Annotated in this window: 20 protein-coding genes; 16 read left to right on the forward strand and 4 right to left on the reverse strand. The window is 42.4% G+C overall.

The annotated features are described in order from the left end of the window. Positions 1-180: 180 nt before the first annotated feature. Positions 181-1,446 carry an ergothioneine biosynthesis protein EgtB gene (gene egtB / locus WCV65_RS08585; RefSeq protein WP_338781603.1) on the forward strand — a complete coding sequence of 422 codons (1,266 nt, stop codon included), beginning with the start codon at positions 181-183 and terminating at the stop codon, positions 1,444-1,446. Further along, positions 1,443-2,408: an L-histidine N(alpha)-methyltransferase gene (gene egtD / locus WCV65_RS08590; protein ID WP_338781605.1), complete on the forward strand. Its 966-nt coding sequence runs from the start codon at positions 1,443-1,445 to the stop codon at positions 2,406-2,408. Before egtB ends, egtD begins: the two co-directional genes overlap by 4 nt. Before the next feature lie 38 nt (positions 2,409-2,446). On the opposite strand, the gene WCV65_RS08595 is transcribed toward egtD, so the two are convergent. Further along, a complete protein-coding gene (locus WCV65_RS08595) occupies positions 2,447-2,668 on the reverse strand; it encodes a hypothetical protein (protein ID WP_035413260.1) in 222 nt (73 codons plus the stop codon). Positions 2,669-2,827: 159 nt separating this feature from the next. Between WCV65_RS08595 and WCV65_RS08600 the strand changes: the two genes are divergently transcribed. Next, entirely contained in the window at positions 2,828-3,601 is a 774-nt protein-coding gene (locus tag WCV65_RS08600) for a DeoR/GlpR family DNA-binding transcription regulator (RefSeq protein ID WP_035413257.1), read from the forward strand. Continuing rightward, the gene (locus WCV65_RS08605) at positions 3,601-4,446 is read left to right on the forward strand and encodes a Cof-type HAD-IIB family hydrolase (protein ID WP_035413433.1); all 846 of its coding nucleotides are present in this window, start codon (positions 3,601-3,603) and stop codon (positions 4,444-4,446) included. Before WCV65_RS08600 ends, WCV65_RS08605 begins: the two co-directional genes overlap by 1 nt. A 75-nt stretch (positions 4,447-4,521) precedes the next feature. On the opposite strand, the gene WCV65_RS08610 is transcribed toward WCV65_RS08605, so the two are convergent. After that, complete coding sequence (locus WCV65_RS08610) at positions 4,522-5,037, reverse strand: hypothetical protein (RefSeq protein WP_338781608.1); 516 nt, start codon at positions 5,035-5,037, stop codon at positions 4,522-4,524. A 123-nt stretch (positions 5,038-5,160) separates the two neighbouring features. Here WCV65_RS08610 and WCV65_RS08615 point away from each other — a divergent pair, with 123 nt between their 5' ends. Then, positions 5,161-7,251, forward strand: a complete 2,091-nt coding sequence (locus WCV65_RS08615; RefSeq protein ID WP_338781610.1) for a UvrD-helicase domain-containing protein — start codon at positions 5,161-5,163, stop codon at positions 7,249-7,251. A gap of 30 nt (positions 7,252-7,281) precedes the next feature. On the opposite strand, the gene WCV65_RS08620 is transcribed toward WCV65_RS08615, so the two are convergent. Continuing rightward, entirely contained in the window at positions 7,282-8,100 is an 819-nt protein-coding gene (locus WCV65_RS08620) for a lipid II flippase Amj family protein (RefSeq protein ID WP_338781612.1), read from the reverse strand. A 162-nt stretch (positions 8,101-8,262) separates the two neighbouring features. Between WCV65_RS08620 and WCV65_RS08625 the strand changes: the two genes are divergently transcribed. After that, positions 8,263-8,646 carry a DoxX family protein gene (locus tag WCV65_RS08625; protein WP_035413244.1) on the forward strand — a complete coding sequence of 128 codons (384 nt, stop codon included), beginning with the start codon at positions 8,263-8,265 and terminating at the stop codon, positions 8,644-8,646. 86 nt (positions 8,647-8,732) lie between these two features. Here the strand turns inward: WCV65_RS08625 and WCV65_RS08630 are convergent, their stop codons facing one another. Then, on the reverse strand, positions 8,733-8,969 hold the full coding sequence (locus tag WCV65_RS08630; RefSeq protein ID WP_338781615.1) for a hypothetical protein: 237 nt from the start codon (positions 8,967-8,969) through the stop codon (positions 8,733-8,735). Between the two features lie 474 nt (positions 8,970-9,443). Here WCV65_RS08630 and WCV65_RS08635 point away from each other — a divergent pair, with 474 nt between their 5' ends. From WCV65_RS08635 to WCV65_RS08680, 10 genes are all read left to right on the forward strand, one after another. Beyond that, positions 9,444-10,031, forward strand: a complete 588-nt coding sequence (locus tag WCV65_RS08635) for a hypothetical protein (RefSeq protein WP_338781617.1) — start codon at positions 9,444-9,446, stop codon at positions 10,029-10,031. Beyond that, on the forward strand, positions 10,019-10,624 hold the full coding sequence (locus WCV65_RS08640) for a hypothetical protein (RefSeq protein WP_338781618.1): 606 nt from the start codon (positions 10,019-10,021) through the stop codon (positions 10,622-10,624). Before WCV65_RS08635 ends, WCV65_RS08640 begins: the two co-directional genes overlap by 13 nt. A gap of 399 nt (positions 10,625-11,023) precedes the next feature. After that, the gene (locus tag WCV65_RS08645; protein ID WP_338781620.1) at positions 11,024-12,232 is read left to right on the forward strand and encodes an MFS transporter; all 1,209 of its coding nucleotides are present in this window, start codon (positions 11,024-11,026) and stop codon (positions 12,230-12,232) included. A gap of 15 nt (positions 12,233-12,247) precedes the next feature. Beyond that, the gene (locus WCV65_RS08650) at positions 12,248-13,237 is read left to right on the forward strand and encodes an LLM class oxidoreductase (RefSeq protein ID WP_338781622.1); all 990 of its coding nucleotides are present in this window, start codon (positions 12,248-12,250) and stop codon (positions 13,235-13,237) included. Positions 13,238-13,486: 249 nt separating this feature from the next. After that, positions 13,487-14,257, forward strand: a complete 771-nt coding sequence (locus WCV65_RS08655; protein WP_035413229.1) for a glucose 1-dehydrogenase — start codon at positions 13,487-13,489, stop codon at positions 14,255-14,257. A gap of 67 nt (positions 14,258-14,324) precedes the next feature. Then, on the forward strand, positions 14,325-14,558 hold the full coding sequence (locus tag WCV65_RS08660) for a hypothetical protein (protein WP_338781626.1): 234 nt from the start codon (positions 14,325-14,327) through the stop codon (positions 14,556-14,558). Positions 14,559-14,788: 230 nt separating this feature from the next. Beyond that, the gene (locus WCV65_RS08665) at positions 14,789-15,928 is read left to right on the forward strand and encodes a DUF2628 domain-containing protein (RefSeq protein ID WP_338781628.1); all 1,140 of its coding nucleotides are present in this window, start codon (positions 14,789-14,791) and stop codon (positions 15,926-15,928) included. Positions 15,929-16,063: 135 nt separating this feature from the next. Further along, entirely contained in the window at positions 16,064-16,657 is a 594-nt protein-coding gene (locus WCV65_RS08670; protein ID WP_338781630.1) for a YdcF family protein, read from the forward strand. A 188-nt stretch (positions 16,658-16,845) separates the two neighbouring features. Continuing rightward, entirely contained in the window at positions 16,846-18,414 is a 1,569-nt protein-coding gene (locus WCV65_RS08675; protein ID WP_338781632.1) for a zinc ribbon domain-containing protein, read from the forward strand. An 18-nt stretch (positions 18,415-18,432) separates the two neighbouring features. Beyond that, positions 18,433-19,173: a S1C family serine protease gene (locus WCV65_RS08680; protein ID WP_338781634.1), complete on the forward strand. Its 741-nt coding sequence runs from the start codon at positions 18,433-18,435 to the stop codon at positions 19,171-19,173. The last annotated feature ends 64 nt before the right edge of the window (positions 19,174-19,237 follow it).

The following is a 19,237-nucleotide window of genomic DNA, read 5'->3' on the forward strand; positions in this document are numbered from 1 at the left end:
GTTAATAATTAACAAAATATTTACTTTTCTCCATTCAGGCTTAGTCTATACTGAAAATAATACTTGAAAAGCATCACGTGGTTTCGTCTTTCCTATTCGGGGTAAAAATCAGATTATGAGCAAAGCTGTTGATTTTATTTTGGGACGGTATTGGTCCGTCCATATTCAGGGAGGAAAATCATGCTGCTTAAAAATGATCAAAAACAATTGCTAAAGCGTTTCAAAGAGGTTCGGTACTTAACGGAACAATTAACAGAACCGCTTGAAACCGAGGATTTTGTTGTGCAGGGTATGGTGGATGCGAGCCCTCCGAAATGGCATCTGGCCCATACTACCTGGTTCTTTGAACGCTTCATTCTTAAAGATCATTTGCCTGAGTATGAGGAGCTGAATCCTCAGTTTGATTATTTGTTTAACTCCTATTATGAGACGATCGGACCTTTTCACCCCAGGAACCAGAGGGGTTTACTGACAAGGCCCACAGCGAGAGAGGTCTTTTCTTACCGGAATTACGTGAACGCACATATAGAGAAGCTTCTTAACAATCTGCCTGAAAGCAAAGCAGAGCTTGTTCTGGAATTGCTTGAAATCGGTCTGCAGCACGAACAGCAGCATCAGGAGCTGCTGCTGACGGATATTAAATATAATTTTTCCCAAAACCCGCTGCTCCCTGTCTACTCCGAGTCTTCTGAACCATCCGGCATAAATCGCCGGGTATTTGAAATGATTCCATTAGACGGCGGGCTGGCAGAAATCGGGCACAGCGGAGGCGACTTTTGTTTTGATAACGAATCGCCAAGACATAAAGTCTATTTAGAACCATTTTCCCTGGCCTCCCATCCAGTTACAAATGGCGAGTATCTGAAATTCATAGAGGCGGGCGGCTATGAAAAGCCTGAATATTGGCTATCCGACGGCTGGGCTCATATCAAAAAAGAGGGCTGGAACGCTCCTATGTACTGGTTTAAGGCAGAGGACGGATGGAATTCATTCACACTTGGCGGACAGAAAAAAATCGGACTCGATGAGCCGGTATGCCATGTGAGTTTCTATGAAGCGGATGCCTATGCCAGATGGGCAGGAAAGCGCCTCCCGACAGAGTCGGAATGGGAATATGCTTTAGAAGACACCGTCTGTGACGGGAATTTTGTTGAAAGCCGCACCTTTCACCCGCGTTCTGCTAGAAGCGGGAACGGAAAATTCCATCAGGCGTATGGAGATGTATGGGAATGGACGGCAAGTGCTTATTCTCCTTATCCGGGCAGCAAACCTCTTGAAGGAGCCCTGGGTGAATACAACGCCAAATTCATGTGTAACCAGATGGTTCTGCGAGGAGGCTCTTGCGCAACGTCTTCTTCCCACATACGATCTTCTTACCGGAATTTCTTTCAGCCTGAAAAACGCTGGCAGTTCAGCGGATTTCGTCTTGCGGAGGATGCGGAATGACAACATTGAAGCAGGCCATACAGTTTACGGATAACGGAGTTGAATATTCCAGTTTTTTAACAGAGGTGTTAGATGGTTTAAAGCGTGTGCCGAAAACCCTGCCTGCAAAATTCCTTTATGATGAAAGAGGCTCTGAGTTATTTGAGGAAATTACGAATCTAGCTGAGTACTACCCTACTAGAACTGAAATTGATATTTTGGAAAGTGTGAAGAATGAAATAGCACTGCTGATTGGACCGGAAGCTGCACTTATAGAGTTCGGAAGCGGCAGCAGCCGTAAAATTCAAATCCTGCTGCAGTCCCTTAAAGATTTATCCGTCTATGTGCCGATTGATATTTCCAAGGAATTTTTATATGCTTCCAGCTTGAAGCTTGCTCACGATTATCCCACCCTTCATATTCATGCAGTCTCGGGGGATTATACGGCTCCGATGACCTTGCCTGATTTGAATTGCCGGAAAAAAGCCGCCTTTTTCCCTGGATCGACAATTGGAAATTTTGAACCCCGCGAAGCCGGTGCTTTTTTAGATACGGTTGCAGCCATGCTTGAAAAAGGGGACGGGTTTTTAGTAGGGGTAGATTTGAAAAAGGAGAGCCATATTTTACATTCAGCTTATAATGATGCCAGAGGGATTACTGCAGAGTTTAATCTGAATCTGCTGAGAAGGATGAACCGTGAGCTCGGTGCGGACTTCGCTTTGGATGCATACCGCCATCATGCTTTTTACAACGAGGAAAAAGGCAGAATAGAAATGCATATTATTAGCCAGAAAGATCAGAAAGTGACCATTCAATCAGAAGAGATTGTTATTCAAAGAGGAGAAACGATCCATACGGAAAATTCCTATAAGTATGAAGTGGAGGAATTTCACAACCTTGCATCAAAGAGCGGTTTTGCAGCAAGAAAATTCTGGACAGATGAAAACAGGCTGTTCAGTCTCCACTATCTTGAATTAAGGTAGCAAAAAAAGCCCAGCCGGGTTAAAACCTGGCTGGGCTTTTACGCGTTTTGAATCTCTTCTGATTGCATGCCATGCTCACTTAAAGCTTTCATAATCAGTTCTGGGGCTATTTGCATTTCATTATACGAAATCCAAATGCTTCCAGACTCAATATCCACTAAAGCCCTCTCAATTCCTTCCGTTTGAGCAAGACGTGATTCAATCATTTGAATTCTCTCTTCATTCAGCGGCTCTTTAACCTGGATTGTCGTTTCTCTCATTTTCAGCTCTCCTCGCAAAATATCTTTCTTTCAAATCAATACCCTTAAATGATTAAAAATATGTAACTCGAAAAAGTTTTTTGTGTGGTTGCATCAAATAAGTTAATTGCTTATAATAACTTATGTATTACTTATTATTACTTACGAAGGCGGATATTAATGTATCAAGAAGAGCGACTTGAGGCAATCATAGATTATTTAAGAACTGAAAAAAGAATATCTATAGAGCAAATCTGTTCTATATATCAAGTATCGAGGGATACTGCCAGAAGAGACTTAGTCAAGCTCGAAGAAATAAAGGCGGTAATCCGGACACGAGGCGGAGCTATTCTGCCATCAGCTCACCACAAAATAAGAGACTATACCAATCGTTTAAAGCACGTATCGGCTGAAAAAGAGAGAATTGGTAAAAAAGCCGCTTCACTCATCTTATCGGGAGACCGTGTCATTCTTGATTCTTCCACCACTGTTCAGGCATGTGCCGAATCTCTGTCTGAAGAGGATTGCACGGTCATTACAAACTCCATCCACCAAGCGGGAATCCTTGCTGGGAAGAGAGGCATTCAAATCCATCTTCTTGGGGGAGAATTGCAAAAGGAGCACGGTTTTTTATACGGATCTGCTGTACTGGATAAATTAGCGAACTATCACGTCGAAAAGGCTTTTATCGGTCTCGTCGGGATTTCCGAACATGGATTGACCATTGCACATGAAGAGGATGGAATGGTGAAAAGAAGAATGCTGAAGCAGGCAGAACAGGTAATCATTCTAGCGGACCACTCTAAGATGGAGATTACAGACTTTTTTAAGTTCGCCGATCTGTCAGAAATCGATATTGTTATCACGGATAGAGAACCTTCTGAGAACATGATGACCGTATTAGAAAAAAACCATGTAGAACTATTAATAGCAGATACGGAGGAAACAGGATGATTAAGCTCGCAGCTATTGATTTGGATGGAACCCTCTTGAACAGCAAAAACCAAATTAGTGAGGAAAACGTATCAGCGATTAAAAAGGCTGAAGAAAGAGGCATTCAGGTTGTTATTGCAACAGGCAGGGCCCATTTCGATGTACAGAAAATATTTACCGGCACCGGTCTTAATCCTTGGATAATAGCAGCAAACGGTGCTACCATTCACCATCCTGATGGAACCCTTTTCCATTCTGTTCCTATAGATAGGGAAGAGGCCGATGGAATAATGGCTTGGCTTGAGGAAAATGATTTTTATTATGAAGTTTTCAGCAGCCATTTCATCTATACACCCCAAAGAGGGCGTGAGCTGCTTCAAATTGAAATGGACCGGATCAGCAGTTCAAATCCCGAAGTATCCATTCAGGAATTGCAGCAAGCTGCATCCAAGCAATACAGCCAATCCGGATTTTCATTTATTGAATCCTTTACGGACATTCCTGGAGAGGCCGAAATCTATAATATACTTGCGTTTTCTTTTGATGAAGAAAAAAGAAAAACCGGCTGGAACGAATTCAAAGAAAGAGAAGGATTGACGATCGTAACATCAGCCAATCATAATTTCGAGCTTGAACATGAAAAAGCATCAAAAGGCTTGGCTTTGACAAAGCTTGCAAAAAGACTTTCGATCCCGCTATCAGAAACAGCAGCAATAGGAGACAGCATGAATGATGAATCGATGATAAGAACGGCGGGAAAAGGATACGCAATGGGAAATGCAAGAATTGAAATTAAGGACATAAGCGACACCATTTTCGGTACAAATGATGAACATGGTGTAGCGGAAATGTTAAATAGCCTCTAACGAACCTGCTGCCGGCGTAACCTGATTTTTCGGGGCGTGACGGAGCAGGTTTCATTTTTGTCTATTGAAAACACATCATTCCCCAATTCCATACAAAGAATCTCCGGGCATAAGCAGCTGGGGAATTTGTTTTAGTTTCCCGCTTTGTCCATCTATCTCCCATAGCACATCATATCGGTCTTCCGGCCATTTTTCAGGTACGTGTTTTGCGTTTAATTTTTTTGCCAATGATGGCAATTTTTGATGGGACCAGCAAACAATGACAGTCTTTGTAAGATATAGAGCGTTTGAAAGGATCTCATTAGCTGTCTGTTCCGTTTCTTTAGCTAAGCGGACCGTATTTATAGCAATGGGCTGATGATCATCATGAAGCAAATATTTGATCAAAGGAATCACAGTTTGAATTTTTCTTTTGCTTGGATCGTTTGGTCCTGTCCCGGCTGCATAAATGCCGGCGATACTTGGGTAGAGGAATAAAAGCAATTGGACAAGCAGTTGGGAACGGGTTTTTCCTTCTGCGGACAAGTTATGATCCGAGGGCTCATCCGGTTTTTCTGCATGACGCAGCAGGACAATTTTTGAAGGAGTCATAGTCATCTGCCTCTCTGGGATATTCGTTCATTATATGACTGGTATTGCCTGGTCCATTATGGTAAAATCATTCTCTATCTGAATATTCAGGCGTACAATCTCATAGGAGGAGGTAACTGATTCATGGAAAAAAATGTTCAAAGTGCCTTTCAATTCGAGTCGCAGCAGCTCAAAACATTTGCTGCCGAGATCAATCGCCAGCGTACCCGTTTACATTCTGTTCCTAAGTATAGAGGTGAGGATTTAACGGAGCAGGCACTGGAGGATTCAAGGGAACGGAATCGAAAAAATTTAGCTATCGCTGCAAAAGAACCGTATTTTGGCCGAATGGATTTTAAAGAGACGGATCAAGAAGAAGCAGCTCCTCTATACATCGGCAAGGCCGGTGTTTCAGAAGGGGAGAGCGGTAAGGCAATGATTATCGACTGGCGGGCTCCTGTCGCGAGCCTTTTCTATTCCTTTACCGGCGGGGAAGAGGAAGTCTATTACATGGCTCCGGAAGGTATGATTGAAGGGGACATCTTCTTGAAGAGAAACCTCGTTATTCGTGAAGGAAATCTTCAGCGGGTCGTCGATACCTATGAGCAGGGACAAGAAAACGCTGGAGCTGCCGATGAATTTTTGCTGTACAGGCTGGGGGATCGCAAGGATAACCGCCTTCGGGACATTGTTTCAACCATTCAGGCCGAGCAGAATGATATGATCCGGGCATCCCGTGATACAGCCCTTATTATTCAAGGAGTCGCAGGGAGCGGGAAAACGACAGTTGCCCTTCACCGCCTTGCCTTTCTTATATATGAGTACAGAGAAAAGATGCTTGCAGATCAAATGATTATTTTCGCTCCGAATGCGATGTTTTTGGATTATATTTCTAACGTTCTGCCGGAACTTGGGGTCGGTGATATACAGCAAACCACCTTTTCGAAATGGGCTCTTCTTAAGCTCGGCGGCCGTTTAAAGGTCCAAACAGCAGATTGGCAGCAGTGGTTTGAACCTGGGGTGAATAGAGCGGAGAGCGGAAGCAAAGAGCCTGGAAGGGTAAAGGGTTCACTCGCTTTTTTGAACGCAATGGATGAAGCGCTTCAGCTTTTTATACAAAACGGACTTCCCCAAAAGGATTTCGAGCCATGGGATGGTATGGTTTTGAAAAAGAAGGTTATTGAAAATTGGTATGCAGAAGAGTTCAGGGATTATCCTGCCGTGAAAAAGCGGGAACTGATCTCCATAAAGATTAAACAGTGGCTAAGCAATGAGCTCGAGAAGATCTGGGAGAAAAAAGTCCAGAAAGAAATGAAAACAAAGGCAGGACAAAGACTTCGTGCATATATGAAATCGTGGCCGGAGCTTGACCCGCTTTCGGTATACAGACAGCTGCTCTCATTAGAGTCTATAAGGGCTCAATTATCGGATGAAATTCTTCAGCAAACCGTTAACTATTTAAGGAAAAGAGTAGCTGCCCATGAAGACTTGGCCCCGCTTATTCATATTCATCTAACATTGAATGGACTTGAAAGAGGCGAGCGATATCACCACATTGTCATTGACGAAGCACAGGATTTTTCCCCTTATCAAATTGCCATGCTTCAAAAGCTTTCGCTGAAAAATTCTTTTACGATTCTTGGGGATCTTTCCCAAGGCATTCACAGCAACATCGGCATCCATGCATGGGAGGAAATCATGCCGGTATTTTCAGAAGGCAAGCTCGCATACAGGGAATTGGAGAGAAGCTACAGATCCACAATGGAAATCATTGAGTTTGCCAATCGGGTGCTCTCAGCTGCCTATAAACCTGCTGTATTGGCAAAACCGGTCTTTAGGAGCGGTGAAGAGGTGACTGTAACACAGGAAGATGACCCAATCGCTTTTGTGAAGAATTGGATTTCTGAGCGAAAAGCCGCTAGTGCGAGCAGTCTGGCAATTGTCTGCCGAACGGCTAAAGATGGAGAGGAATACTTTTCTGAATTGCAGAAGGATGGGGTGGATGTTCATCTTGTCCGTGAAGGCCAGGAAGGATATCAGGGCGGTATTTCTATTATTCCAATTTATTTAACAAAAGGACTTGAATTTGACGCCGTGCTGATTGTGGATGCAGAAGCTTACAATTATCAGCATGCTGCTTCCGATGCGAAGCTATTATATGTAGGCTGTACACGTGCGCTCCATTCTTTGACTGTCATTTTTTCCAAACAAGCATCCACGCTGATCCCTTCATAAAGAACCCGCCAATAATGGCGGGTTCTTTGCTTAAATCCACTTAGCAAACCACGCAACATACCATGCCGCGGGCAAGAACAGCGCCTGTGCAGCTACCGTTCCGATAAGCTTTGAGCTGACCATGGTCAAGGAATAGCTTTTCAAGTAAATATAGCCTTCCTGCTTTTTGGAGACACGGTCTGCAAGAACGGAAGCTTTAGGATCAATAAAAAGAGTGAGCAGGATGGTTGCCACACCGTTGATAATTCCTGAAGACATAAGGGCAGCCTGTGAATATTTTTCAGGAACCAGCTCCGAAGCATAAATAGAAGATAACACTCCAACTGTGAATACTGCTGAAATGAGTATGTTTATGACAAAAATCCGTTTGGGAATCGTTTTGAATGTTATGCCGTTTAAATGAGACCATTTAGGTAAATGAAAACAGCTGATCATTTTCCTGAAACCGTTCCGATTGAAATTTTTTGTTAATAGTGAAACGACAGAACCTCTTTCTCTGGATAACTGGATAATCGCTCTTGAAAAGAGGGCAATAAATGTTGGAAACAAAAGAATGCCCAAAAGAACTCCTATCGTCGTAACGGCAATTAAAATTCTGTATTGTTCTTCAATAATGACCATTTTGTTTTCAAGCTTTGAAGCATCTGTAATAAGCTTGGCTGTCAAAGGCTGCTGAATCATGACAGAGAAACGGGAGACGAGAACCATTGTGCTGAATAAGGAAAGGGCAGTCGCAATCAATTTAACCCGGGCGCCTGAAATCCTTGCAGAATACGCAAGTGTTTCAACAGTTGTTATAATCAGCAGGAAAACAGAAATGAACATAACTCTCTCTGTAATGAGATGCATGAGTAAGTCTCCTAACTATGTAATCTACATGCATTATATAGGAAAAAGAAGATATTGGAAATCAAATAAATATCTCGAATTCAAAATAAATCATTGACTCTAGATTCGGAATGTATTATCTTTAAATCAAGATATTTTATTTCAAAGTAAATAGGAGGAATCATTATGGATATTGCACTGCTTATTTTACGTCTTGTTATCGGATTAACATTTATGGCTTATGGAAGCCAGAAACTTTTTGGGTGGTTCGGAGGATATGGACTAAATGGAACAGCTCAATGGATGGAGTCGCTTGGAATGAAGCCGGGGAAAGTTGCTGCGGTAGGAGCGGGAGCATCTGAACTATTAGGGGGCCTGCTGCTTGTACTTGGATTATGGACTGGAATTGGAGCAGCACTGATTATCCTAACTATGGTCGTTGCAATAGCAACGGTTCATGGAAAAAATGGATATTGGAATGGGAAGGGCGGATTTGAATACAATCTGCTGATTATTGCTGCTGCATTAGTACTTGCATTGGCTGGTCCTGGATCTATTTCTTTATAATGCACCATGGAATAGCTCATACGGGAAAGTAAACATATAAAAAACACCTGCAGCATCATTAATAGCTGCAGGAGGGAGTGCTCTGATCATAAGAGCACTCCTTTTTTTCTTGAATTGCAGCGGTCAGACAAATAGTACTCAGAGGACAAATTCCAGTTCCGAACGGCTTCAGGAACGGATAGATAACAGGTGACAACGGACAAATAAAATGCATCGGACAAATTCCAGCTCCGATCGGCCAAAAAAAGTTCAAAAACGGCTAAATAAGCAAGCTGAACGGCTAGATAGCGGGTGACAAGGGACAAATAAAATGCATCGGACAATTCCAGTTCCGACCGGCCAAAAAAAGTTCAGGAACGGCTAAATAAGCAAGCGGAACGGCTAGATAACGGGTGACAACGGACAAATAAAATGCATCGGACAAAATCCAGTTCCAACCGGCCAAAAAAGGTTCAGGAACGGCTAAATAAGCAAACGGAACGGCTAGATAACAGGTGCCAACGGACAAATAAAATGCATCGGACAAAATCCAGTTCCGACCGGCCAAAAAAAGTTCAGGAACGGCTAAATAAGCAAGCGGAACGGCTAGATAACGGTGACAACGGTCAAATAAAATGCATCGGACAAAATCCAGTTCCGAAACAGCTAAATAAGTAAGCGGAACGGCTAAAAACCTGCCATCTTGGCGCTTACACCTGCAGACAAAATTCACAGTCAAGCAAAACAAAGTGTTTCGGAAATTAATATATTTAAATGGTAAAATAATCCTGTATGATATAGGGGAAGGGGAGATCACGATGCTTTTTCATTACCATTACTGGACACCTTATTTAGAAGAGACAGAAAAGTTTTACACAGAACTCGGGTTCACAGTTCATCAGAGGATCGGCAGACTAAATGGTTCATTTCAATCTTTTAATCCGCCGCTGGTATGGGAAGACTTCCGTGAAAATCCGCCGTTGTTCCGTATTATTGAAATGAAAAAGGGGAACATCAACGTTACGGTCGGATATGGTAAAAAGGTTATGTTTGATCACATTGGTTTCTTTGTTTCAAAAGAGGAACATGGAATAGTGTGCGAAAAGGCAAGGAATCTTGGGTGGAAGGTAGAGGAAGATGAAAGGAGAACCTTTATTTCTACTCCATATGGTTTTCGCATTGAGCTTCAAACCCATCCTGATGTCCTGGCTGCTGGCGATGCAGCTATAGAAAAAATGATTCTTAGTATACGTAAGGAAGGCTTGGAAAAAGATTTGCATCGTTTATTCAATAGGGATGTTCGGGTTTTCTCTGTATTGGATGAAGAAATAAACGTGCAGCAGGTCGTAATAAATGGCATAGTTTTTGTGAAGGATCCGAATGGTGTATCCATATGGAGCATTTAAAAGGAAAACGTCATATGATCCGGGCACTGCTGCTGGCATCCATTTTCCTTCTTTTAGCCGGGTGCCAGATTACACATTCAAAAGAAGTTGTAAATAAAGTACCGAAATCTCCGGAATCTACAATGGCTGTAAAGGATTTGAGCTCGGGGAATGAAGAACTGGTCCGGTATACGACTTCCGGAAACATATTCAGCAGTGGCATAAATAATATTGATCTTTCAATTGAAGCCCTTTATAACAGGAACACCAAGAAATATGTATACTTAATGAAGCTGAGAGATTTAGATCCGATTCATTCCGATAATAAAGATGCACCCAACCAATATAAAATTTTACGGATCACTGCAGGCGTAAAGTCAGACATAACCACTGGTCAATACATAATTTCAGCCTCTTCTCCTTTATTTAGAGAGGGAGTTGACTACAAGCTTGAAGGAACATATCTTTTATTTACATCTAAACAGAAGTTTACAGGAGAACAATTCATGGTGGAGTCATTTCTTACAAATAAGGAGACAATCGGTGAAAATGAAACTGGTGTTCTCACTTACCGAGCTTATTTTGAGAGCGGAAAATCATCTAGTTATCACTAATTAAAGGCACTTTAGGAGCATCTCGACTGGTCAGACTGAGATGTAACCATTTCTCATTTATATTACTAGCAGCCAAGCATGCGATCATAAGCTAACTAAAAGACCATTCTGATCTGGTCTTTTTTTTTGCCCTCCATTAGGAACTTCCAGGTACCTATCGTACATTAAAGTGCGTACTTTCCCTATGAACTGAAATAACCCATAATGACTAACAGTTACCTCATACTGTTTGGAACGAAGCCTATAGGAACTTTTAAGTACCTACAGCACTTCAAAGTGCGTACTTCTATTAAATAATAGTATGGGTCATAATAACTTTAGAAGGTCACAGGAATGCAGGGCCCGCATTTCTGAAGCCGCAATTATTTATGTGTATTTATATGAAAAGGAGGAGTTCGAATGAGCTCAACTGCAATCAATCAAAAGGAGAAAAAAGGCGGGTCACTCGCCCTTCTTGCTTTGGCCATTAGTGCCTTTGGAATTGGAACAACTGAATTTGTGCCAGTCGGTTTGCTTTCATCTTTAGCTGATGATTTAAATATATCGATTACACTTGCTGGACTATTAATTTCCGGTTATGCCATGGGAGTTGCAATCGGAGCTCCTGTGTTAACTGCTCTTACTAATAAGATGAGCAGAAAAACGCTGCTTATGCTGCTCATGGTTGTCTTTATTGTAGGAAACTCAGTTGCAGCATTGTCCGAAAGCTTCACCCTGCTTTTAATTGCCCGTTTTATTACAGCCTTCTCACATGGGGTATTTTTCTCCATTGGTTCTACAATCGCTGCGGACTTGGTACCTGAGAACAAACGTGCCAGCGCGATTGCCTTTATGTTTACAGGATTAACAGTAGCAACTGTAACAGGAGTGCCTCTTGGTACATTCATCGGCCAGGCTTTCGGCTGGAGAGCAACATTCTGGGCAGTGGCGGCATTAGGAGTTATCGCCATCATTGCAAGTGCAATTTTAGTGCCTGGCAACTTGAAAAAAGCACCTGAATCTAAAATCAGCGATAACTTTAAAATTCTTGGAAACGGTCCGCTTATGCTTTCCTTTGCCATCACTGCATTAGGGTACGGCGGAACATTTGTAGCGTTCACTTATTTAGCTCCAATTCTTGAAGATATTACAGGATTTGCTGCCGGCTCAGTCAGCGTTCTGCTGCTTGTTTATGGAGTAGCTGTTGCTATTGGTAATGCAGTAGGAGGGAAAGTAGCGAATAATAATCCGCTAAAAGCTTTGTTCTGGATGTTTTTGGTACAAGCCATCGTATTAGTCGCGCTCACCTTTACCGCTCCATTTAAAGTAGCAGGTTTAATTACCATTTTCTTAATGGGATTGCTTGCTTTTATGAATGTGCCGGGGCTGCAGGTATTTGTGGTTCAGCTGGCTGAACGCCATGTTCCTTCTGCAGTAAACGTTGCTTCTGCTCTTAATATAGCAGCATTTAACGTAGGTATTGCAATCGGTGCATTCGTTGGAGGTTTGATTGTGGACTCTATTGGATTGATTCACACACCTTGGATCGGCGGCGTGATGGTATTTGGTGCTGTTCTTCTAACCGCCTGGAGTTCTGCGATTGAGAAAAAACACACACGTTCTGCTTAAAGGAGGAATGCTCGGATGACACTGTTTAATGGACACCGTTCTTACAATCGGATGTATAAAGAGGGAGAGCTGACTCTAGGTCTGCATATCCCGCTTGAAAATTACCGCTTTGAAGCACCGACCATGGAAAAACAGGTGGAGCTATCACAAAAGGCAGAAGAGTACGGTTTTACCAGTCTTTGGTTCAGAGATGTTCTGCTGCAGGATCCTCAATTTGGCGATCCTGCCACAGGGCAGATTTATGACATGATGATTTATTTAACCTACTTGGCAAGTAAAACGAAAGAAATTGCTCTAGGAACTTCCGCTGCCGTTCTTTCGTTGAGGCATCCGTTAAGGATTGCTAAAGAAGCGGCCACATTAGAAGCGCTTTTTCCAGAAAGACTGATTCTGGGGGTTTCTTCTGGAGACCGGCGCGCCGATTTTCAGGCATTGGGTGTAACTCATGCCACCAGAGGAGAGCGCTTTGCTGAAGCCTTCCATTATATGAATAATGTCTTATATAATGAATTTCCGGAACTTTCCGGATCCCTGGGATCAATCAGTGGAGCTAATCTGGTTCCGAAACCGGATAAAAGGATTCCAACCATGATTACAGGCTACAGCCAGCAGGATATGGAGTGGTTTGCGAAGTATGGTGATGGATGGATGTATTATCCGCGCACCCCGCATTTGCAGGAAGAATCGATCAAGCAGTGGAGGGAGCTTTCAGCCAAATTCCATCCTGGTGTGTTTAAACCGTTCAGCCAGCCTATGCATCTTGATCTAGCTGAAGATCCAAACGAGATGCCAGTCCCGATTAGGCTTGGATTCAGAGCTGGCCGGAACACCTTAATCGAACTGCTTGAGGTATACAGAGAAATCGGGGTTAATCACCTATTCTTTGCATTATTTGACGGAGAACGCCCGGCAGATGAAGTGATCCAGGAGCTGGGGGAAGAAGTATTGCCTCATTTTCCTGCGCATGCTGTGCCAGGAATTGAAACTTTCTCTCGATCAAAATAATAATAAAGATAAATCGGCTTTTCGGCAAAACCAGTTAGAATCCGGGTGCAGCAATTACCGGATTCTCTTTTTTTCCCATATTTAAATATGATGCTTGCTTTTTAACAACTTTTGATTGGTGCAGCATTCGTAAGCCGCAATCAACTCCCAAGTTTAACAGAGCTTGCTATTCAAAAGCCTGCTCAGTTTACTTCCTCACCCTTTTTGCTTACAGTTAAAAGGAATCTTACATATAAAGGGGAGAAAACTATGTTTTTGCCGTCTTTCAGCCTTGAAGGAAAAACAGCGATTGTAACTGGAGCAGGAAAAGGAATTGGACGTGCCATTGCCATTGGATTTGCAGAAGCTGGTGCCGATGTGGGACTTATCGCAAGGACTCAGCAGGATTTAGATGAAGTGAAAAATGTGATTGAGAAGGACTTTGGCAGAAAAGCCTATGCTATTAAAGCGGATGTAACCGTTAGGGAAGACATCGTTTCTGCCTTCAAATCAATTCAGGAAAAGGCCGGTAAGCTGGATATTCTCGTCAACAATGCAGGAATGAATATTCGGACACCTGCAGCAGAGGTTACGGATGCGGAATGGGATCAGATTGTTAATACGAATTTGAAATCTGCTTTTATGGCTTCTCAGGAAGCTGCAAAGATGATGATAGAAAGCGGAGGAAGAATTATTAACATTGCATCAGTAGCGGGGCATACCGCTCTTCCTACAGGAGTGGTATATGGAGCAACGAAAGCAGCTCTTATCCAAATGACCAAAATTCTTGCTTATGAATGGGGTAAACATAACATTCATGTAAATGCTTTGGGTCCATGGTATTTCGAAACACCGCTGACAGAAAAACTTCTGCAGGATGAAAAATACGTTCAAAAGCTTCTGTCAGTTACACCGCTAAACCGGATTGGTCAGCTGCCGGAACTCGTCGGACCTGCTGTTTTTCTTGCGTCTGAGGCGGGAAATTATGTGACAGGACAAACGTTATTTATAGATGGCGGAATGACAATTCATGGTTTCTAATATAGGTTTCAGAGATTGCTTAGGAGGGAATAACGACCTATAATCTGCCAGTCCAGGAGGGATTAAGGTGCCAGAATTCTATGCAAACGAGATTCATTTTACAATTATCCAAGATCATTATATTCCTCAGCAGCTGCATCCCTATCAGCTGCAGGCTTTGAAACGTGATTACCGTGCCATGCTGGAGGAAAACAAACATGATCCCATTAAATTAGAAGCCGCTCAAAAGGCTTTCAAAAGAGTTTTAAATAGTATAGGGTATCATATGGAAATAAAAAACAGCCCCTCAGCTCAAATGTAACGGAAATAGTCCTCTTAACAGGGGGCTTTTTTAATTTACCTGACTCTAGTCTGCGATTTTCGCCGAACGGAGCATGAACGAAATCTGCCCTCTGTGCCTTTATGAGATAAACATACTAAAATTAACATAAAAGGAATGTTTTAGAAACACTAGGTGCGGGTATTTGAGATATGTTCACCCAGAAAAAACATCCTGTACATAAGACCATATACCTGAGAGGAGCCTGTATCATGTTTTGTACGAAATGCGGAACGAAGCTTAGAGCAGAAGACAAATTCTGCGTGAGATGCGGCAATGCTATTATCAGAGAAGAGCAACCTTATGAACCTGCTTACAACGAGCATGCGGCCGCTGTCCAGGATATGCAGGATCGTGCAGAAGCTGTTCCTATGGGGACTATAAAAATCCCGAAAATCAGCATGGAAAATCAGACTATACGAAACAACGTTAAGGAGCAGAATTCAAACATCGAAGACCATGTTGACCAAGGGCCCATCCGAGCCCAATTTAACGAATCTGCAGTCCGCCCTAATGCGGTCCATAAAAGCAATTCAGCTCCTTTTAATCCTAATCAGGAAGTGAGCCATGAATCGCCGGAATTGGCGTATGCCGGGCTTTTTACGGAGACTAAGTCAAATTCCCATATGGACTCTTCTGGAAATGTACAAAGCACGCAGCCCGCTGAAATTATGGTGAATGACTCCAGGAATATAGTGGGAGAAGATAAGGTCAGGAATAAAACCCTTCAAATTAAAAAAACTGGAACAGAATCCACGCGATTTACATCGCACTCTGCTGTACAAGAAACTGTTAATGAGTCCCATCTCTATGTCCCGGGAAATGACTTCACTGGTACTGGCGCTGTTCAGCAGGCGCATGGACGCCCGGAGCTAAGCAAAAATGCAGGTTCACATCCTCTTGATCCGCAGGAGGCTGAGCTTTTGAGGGTGTTTGCTGGTCCTAACAGTGAGTACTACCTGTCCAGCTGGAAAAAACAATATAGTATGAACTGGGCAGCTTTTTTCCTCACGATTTTTTGGATGGGCTATCGAAAGCTGTTTGCTCCTATGGTGATTTCAGCTGGTTCTTTTATTCTGGCAGGGTTGGCAATCGCGGCTTCAGGGATGGCCTGGCTTGCTATTATAGCGGTGCCGTTATGTATGCTGATGATCGGTTTTTTTGCGAACCGTATTTATCTCAGTCATGCGAAAGAAACAATGGACAGAGTTCTGTCTTCTCAAGGTTCTTGGGAGGAAAAACGTCAGCTGCTTCTCTCAAAAGGGGGAACAAATTGGACCGGTGTATTAATCGCCGCGGGGATCATAATCGCGTATTTGCTTATATCCATTCTCATTTTTTCCATTTTTTAAAGCACCGGCGCATGCCGGTTTTCTTTGATTTCAGGCATATTTACGTCTTGGTGCCGTTGTTTTATAATGGAAGAATCACCTGGGCGCATGCTTCCAGGTATTTTAAAGAGTATCGTTTGTTGAGAGAGGTAGAGAATGAAAAAAAAGAAATGGTCTTTATGGCTGATTGCAGGGCTGCTGTTAACAGGGTTTATTTATTTTATTTTTTTGAACGTGAAAATACAGCAGTATGCTCAAGCCAAACCGCCTGCAAATGCAGATTATTTAATTGTGCTTGGGGCTAAGGTAAATGGAAGTGTCCCATCTCTAGCTTTAAAATACCGAATTGAAGCAGCAGCTCAATATTTGAGAGAAAATCGAAAAACTATGGCTATTGTCTCGGGAGGGATGGGACCGGGAGAGAACCGCACAGAAGCGGATGCTATGAAAGAAGGTTTGCTGAATCTTGGGATTGATTCAGCGCGAATTATGATGGAGGATCAATCAACAAGTACCAATGAAAATATCCGGAATTCAAAATTGCTCCTTCCAAAGAATGCGAAAGCAGGAATCATTGTTACAAATGATTTTCATCTGTACCGTTCGATTATGATTGCAAAAGACCATGGACTCGAAGTTTCAGGACTGGCTGCTAAAACTCCTTCAGTAATAATATTGAAGTCTTACATAAGAGAATATCTTGCCTTATCAAACTTTTTTATTCAGAGAAATATTCAGCAGCCGAAATAATTTATTAAGCATATAGACGCAGGGAAATTCCTGGGTCTCTTTTTTTTTCTTTTTTTGTGACGATTTACCCTGCTATTCAACATTTTTTCCAATATATGTTTCGAAATGTGTGGAAATGGTTAAAGATTACTGTTACTTATGACTATGATGGTCGTGCTAATTTAACTTTTAATAGGGAGGTCATTTGCTTGTATTGCAGGGAATGCGGGAGAAAATTAAACGGCAGTGAAGATTTTTGTCCAATGTGCGGGACAAAAGTCATAAAAGACCAAGGATTCGTACACAGTGACGATCAGGAGGAGCCTTTACATAAGAAAACTGCTGACGGATATGAAGAGAAAACAGACTATGAAATTGAACAAGTTCAGGATGCTCCAGAATCTATTCACTTGCAAAATAACCAGCAGAATAAAGATTCAATTATCGGGATGGAAAGCCCTTTTCAGGAAGAAAACAAAGCTGAAAAAGATGCAGAAGACTTCCCTGTGACTCCGATTTACGAAAATGATCATCAGCAGGAATGTCCTGTGGCAGATGACAACTTGAATACTCACCATGAGGTACCCAATCCTCATTCAACTGGCAATGTTCCATACCCTGAAGAACCTCAATATGATCCGTACGCTGAGGAAAAGCATGATCAAACTACGGAGTTCGCTCCGACTTCAGAGGTTAGCCAAAGTACCTCACAACTAAAAAGGAAAACGACGAAAAAAGAATGGTTATTAACGATCGGAATTCCAGCAGCAAGCCTTCTCCTTTTTACCGGTACAGCACTTGCCGTCCAATCGAGTGAGAAAAACGCCAATCAAAAGGCAGAAGCACTTCATTATGAAGCAGAAGAGTATGCTCTTGATGGCAGCTATGAAAAAGCAGTTAACAAATTAACTGAAGCATCAAAAATTAGACCGGACAACTCCGTTATTAAACGCGTTAAGGCAGAGGTAGAGTCTGCATTAAAGGTAGATAATCATTTATTATCCATAGAACAGAAGATTGATAAAAAAGAATTCGGTGAGGCGAAGGATGCACTGAACAGCGTCCGCAATGATATCCAAACGAGAAAAAGTCCAATTTTTGCTCCACTTGAGACGAAAACATCTGACCAGGAAACAGAGTTAGTGGTTGAAATGGTTAAAACAGAATCCGCAGAGATGGATACAGTAGATGAAATCGGGGAGCAGCTAAAAAAAATTATGAGTTTGAAGACAGCGGCAGCAGAGGAAGTAAAAGGCCAGCTTATAAAGAAGATTGTTTCAATATCTCAGAAGACTTCAGAGGAATACATGAGCAAGAAGAATTTTGATGCAGCTATCGGGGCCCTGAGGTCCGGCCTTAAATACACGAATTATGAGAATGCCGAGCTCACAAGCAGGCTTAGTGAGATTGAAGATGAAAAATTAAGCTATTCAGGTTCTCTTCCGGTATTTTTGGAAAGGCACTGGTCTGTCATTAATTCTAAAGCGATGCGTTCAAAAAAACCGCCCCTAAAGATTGAAAAAGTGACTTTTGAAGAAGACCAATTCACTTATGTTGTAACAGGAAAACTTAAGAGCATGACGAGATCTACTTTAAATAATCCAACCCTTTATTTAAAAGTTTACGACAAAAAAGGAAAGTTCCTATTCAACGAAGATGTTTCGTCAAAGGAAGTGTCCATAAAAAGCGGCAAGGAAGCAGAATTTTTCTTTTTCCTGGATAAGGAATATGGAAAGGAAGTAAAAATTGTAATTGATCAGGTAGTTTACAGAAAATAGAGGAGCGGGTGAAAAAAATTGAAAAAGTGGATTTGGAGCGGCATTGCAACGGTTCTTATTTGGGCAGCTGGTGTTACAGGGATTTTTTTAGTACAGAACAACATTCCTAAGGAGCTAAAGCTTTCCTCGCAAATTATTGAGCTTGATAGTGCAAAGGCTGCAAGCACCAACAGCGAGGATGCTGTGAAAAAGATCATTGAAGATTCCCAAAAGCATGTTGTCACAATTCAGCTTGATGATGGGTCTCTTGGCTCTGGATTTCAGTACAATGAAAAAGGAGATGTTATCACCAATGCCCACGTTGTAGCCGATGAGAATGAGGTAGTGGTTTTAACAAAGGATTCACGTGAGATGAAAGGGCAAGTCATAGGAGTAAATCCTACAAGAGATATCGCACTTGTCCGAGTAAAGGATTTGGAGGGGAATGATCCGCTTCCAGTTGAACGCAAGAAGAAATCAGCTATAGGAGATGAAGTGCTGGCATTGGGAAGCCCGCTTGGCCTTCAAAACACAGTTACAGACGGGATTATCAGCGGTGTGGACAGAGAAGTGAATATTGAGCAAACCTACTACAAGGATGCTTATCAAATTTCTGCTCCGATTGCCCCGGGTAACAGCGGAGGTCCTCTCGTAGATAAGAAAACAGGGAAGGCAATTGGTATAAATTCTGCAGCGACAGATCAGGGAACAATCGGCTTCAGCATCCCGATTATAGCTGTGCTGGATGAAATAGATTCCTGGGCAGGTCAAGCTCAATGATAGGAAGCAGGCAGCCGGTACAAAAGGCTGTCTGTTTCATTAAAGGACTATTCTAATCATCCGG

The organism is Metabacillus sp. FJAT-52054 (genome assembly GCF_037201815.1).
GTDB classification, from domain to species: Bacteria; Bacillota; Bacilli; order Bacillales; family Bacillaceae; genus Metabacillus_B; species Metabacillus_B sediminis.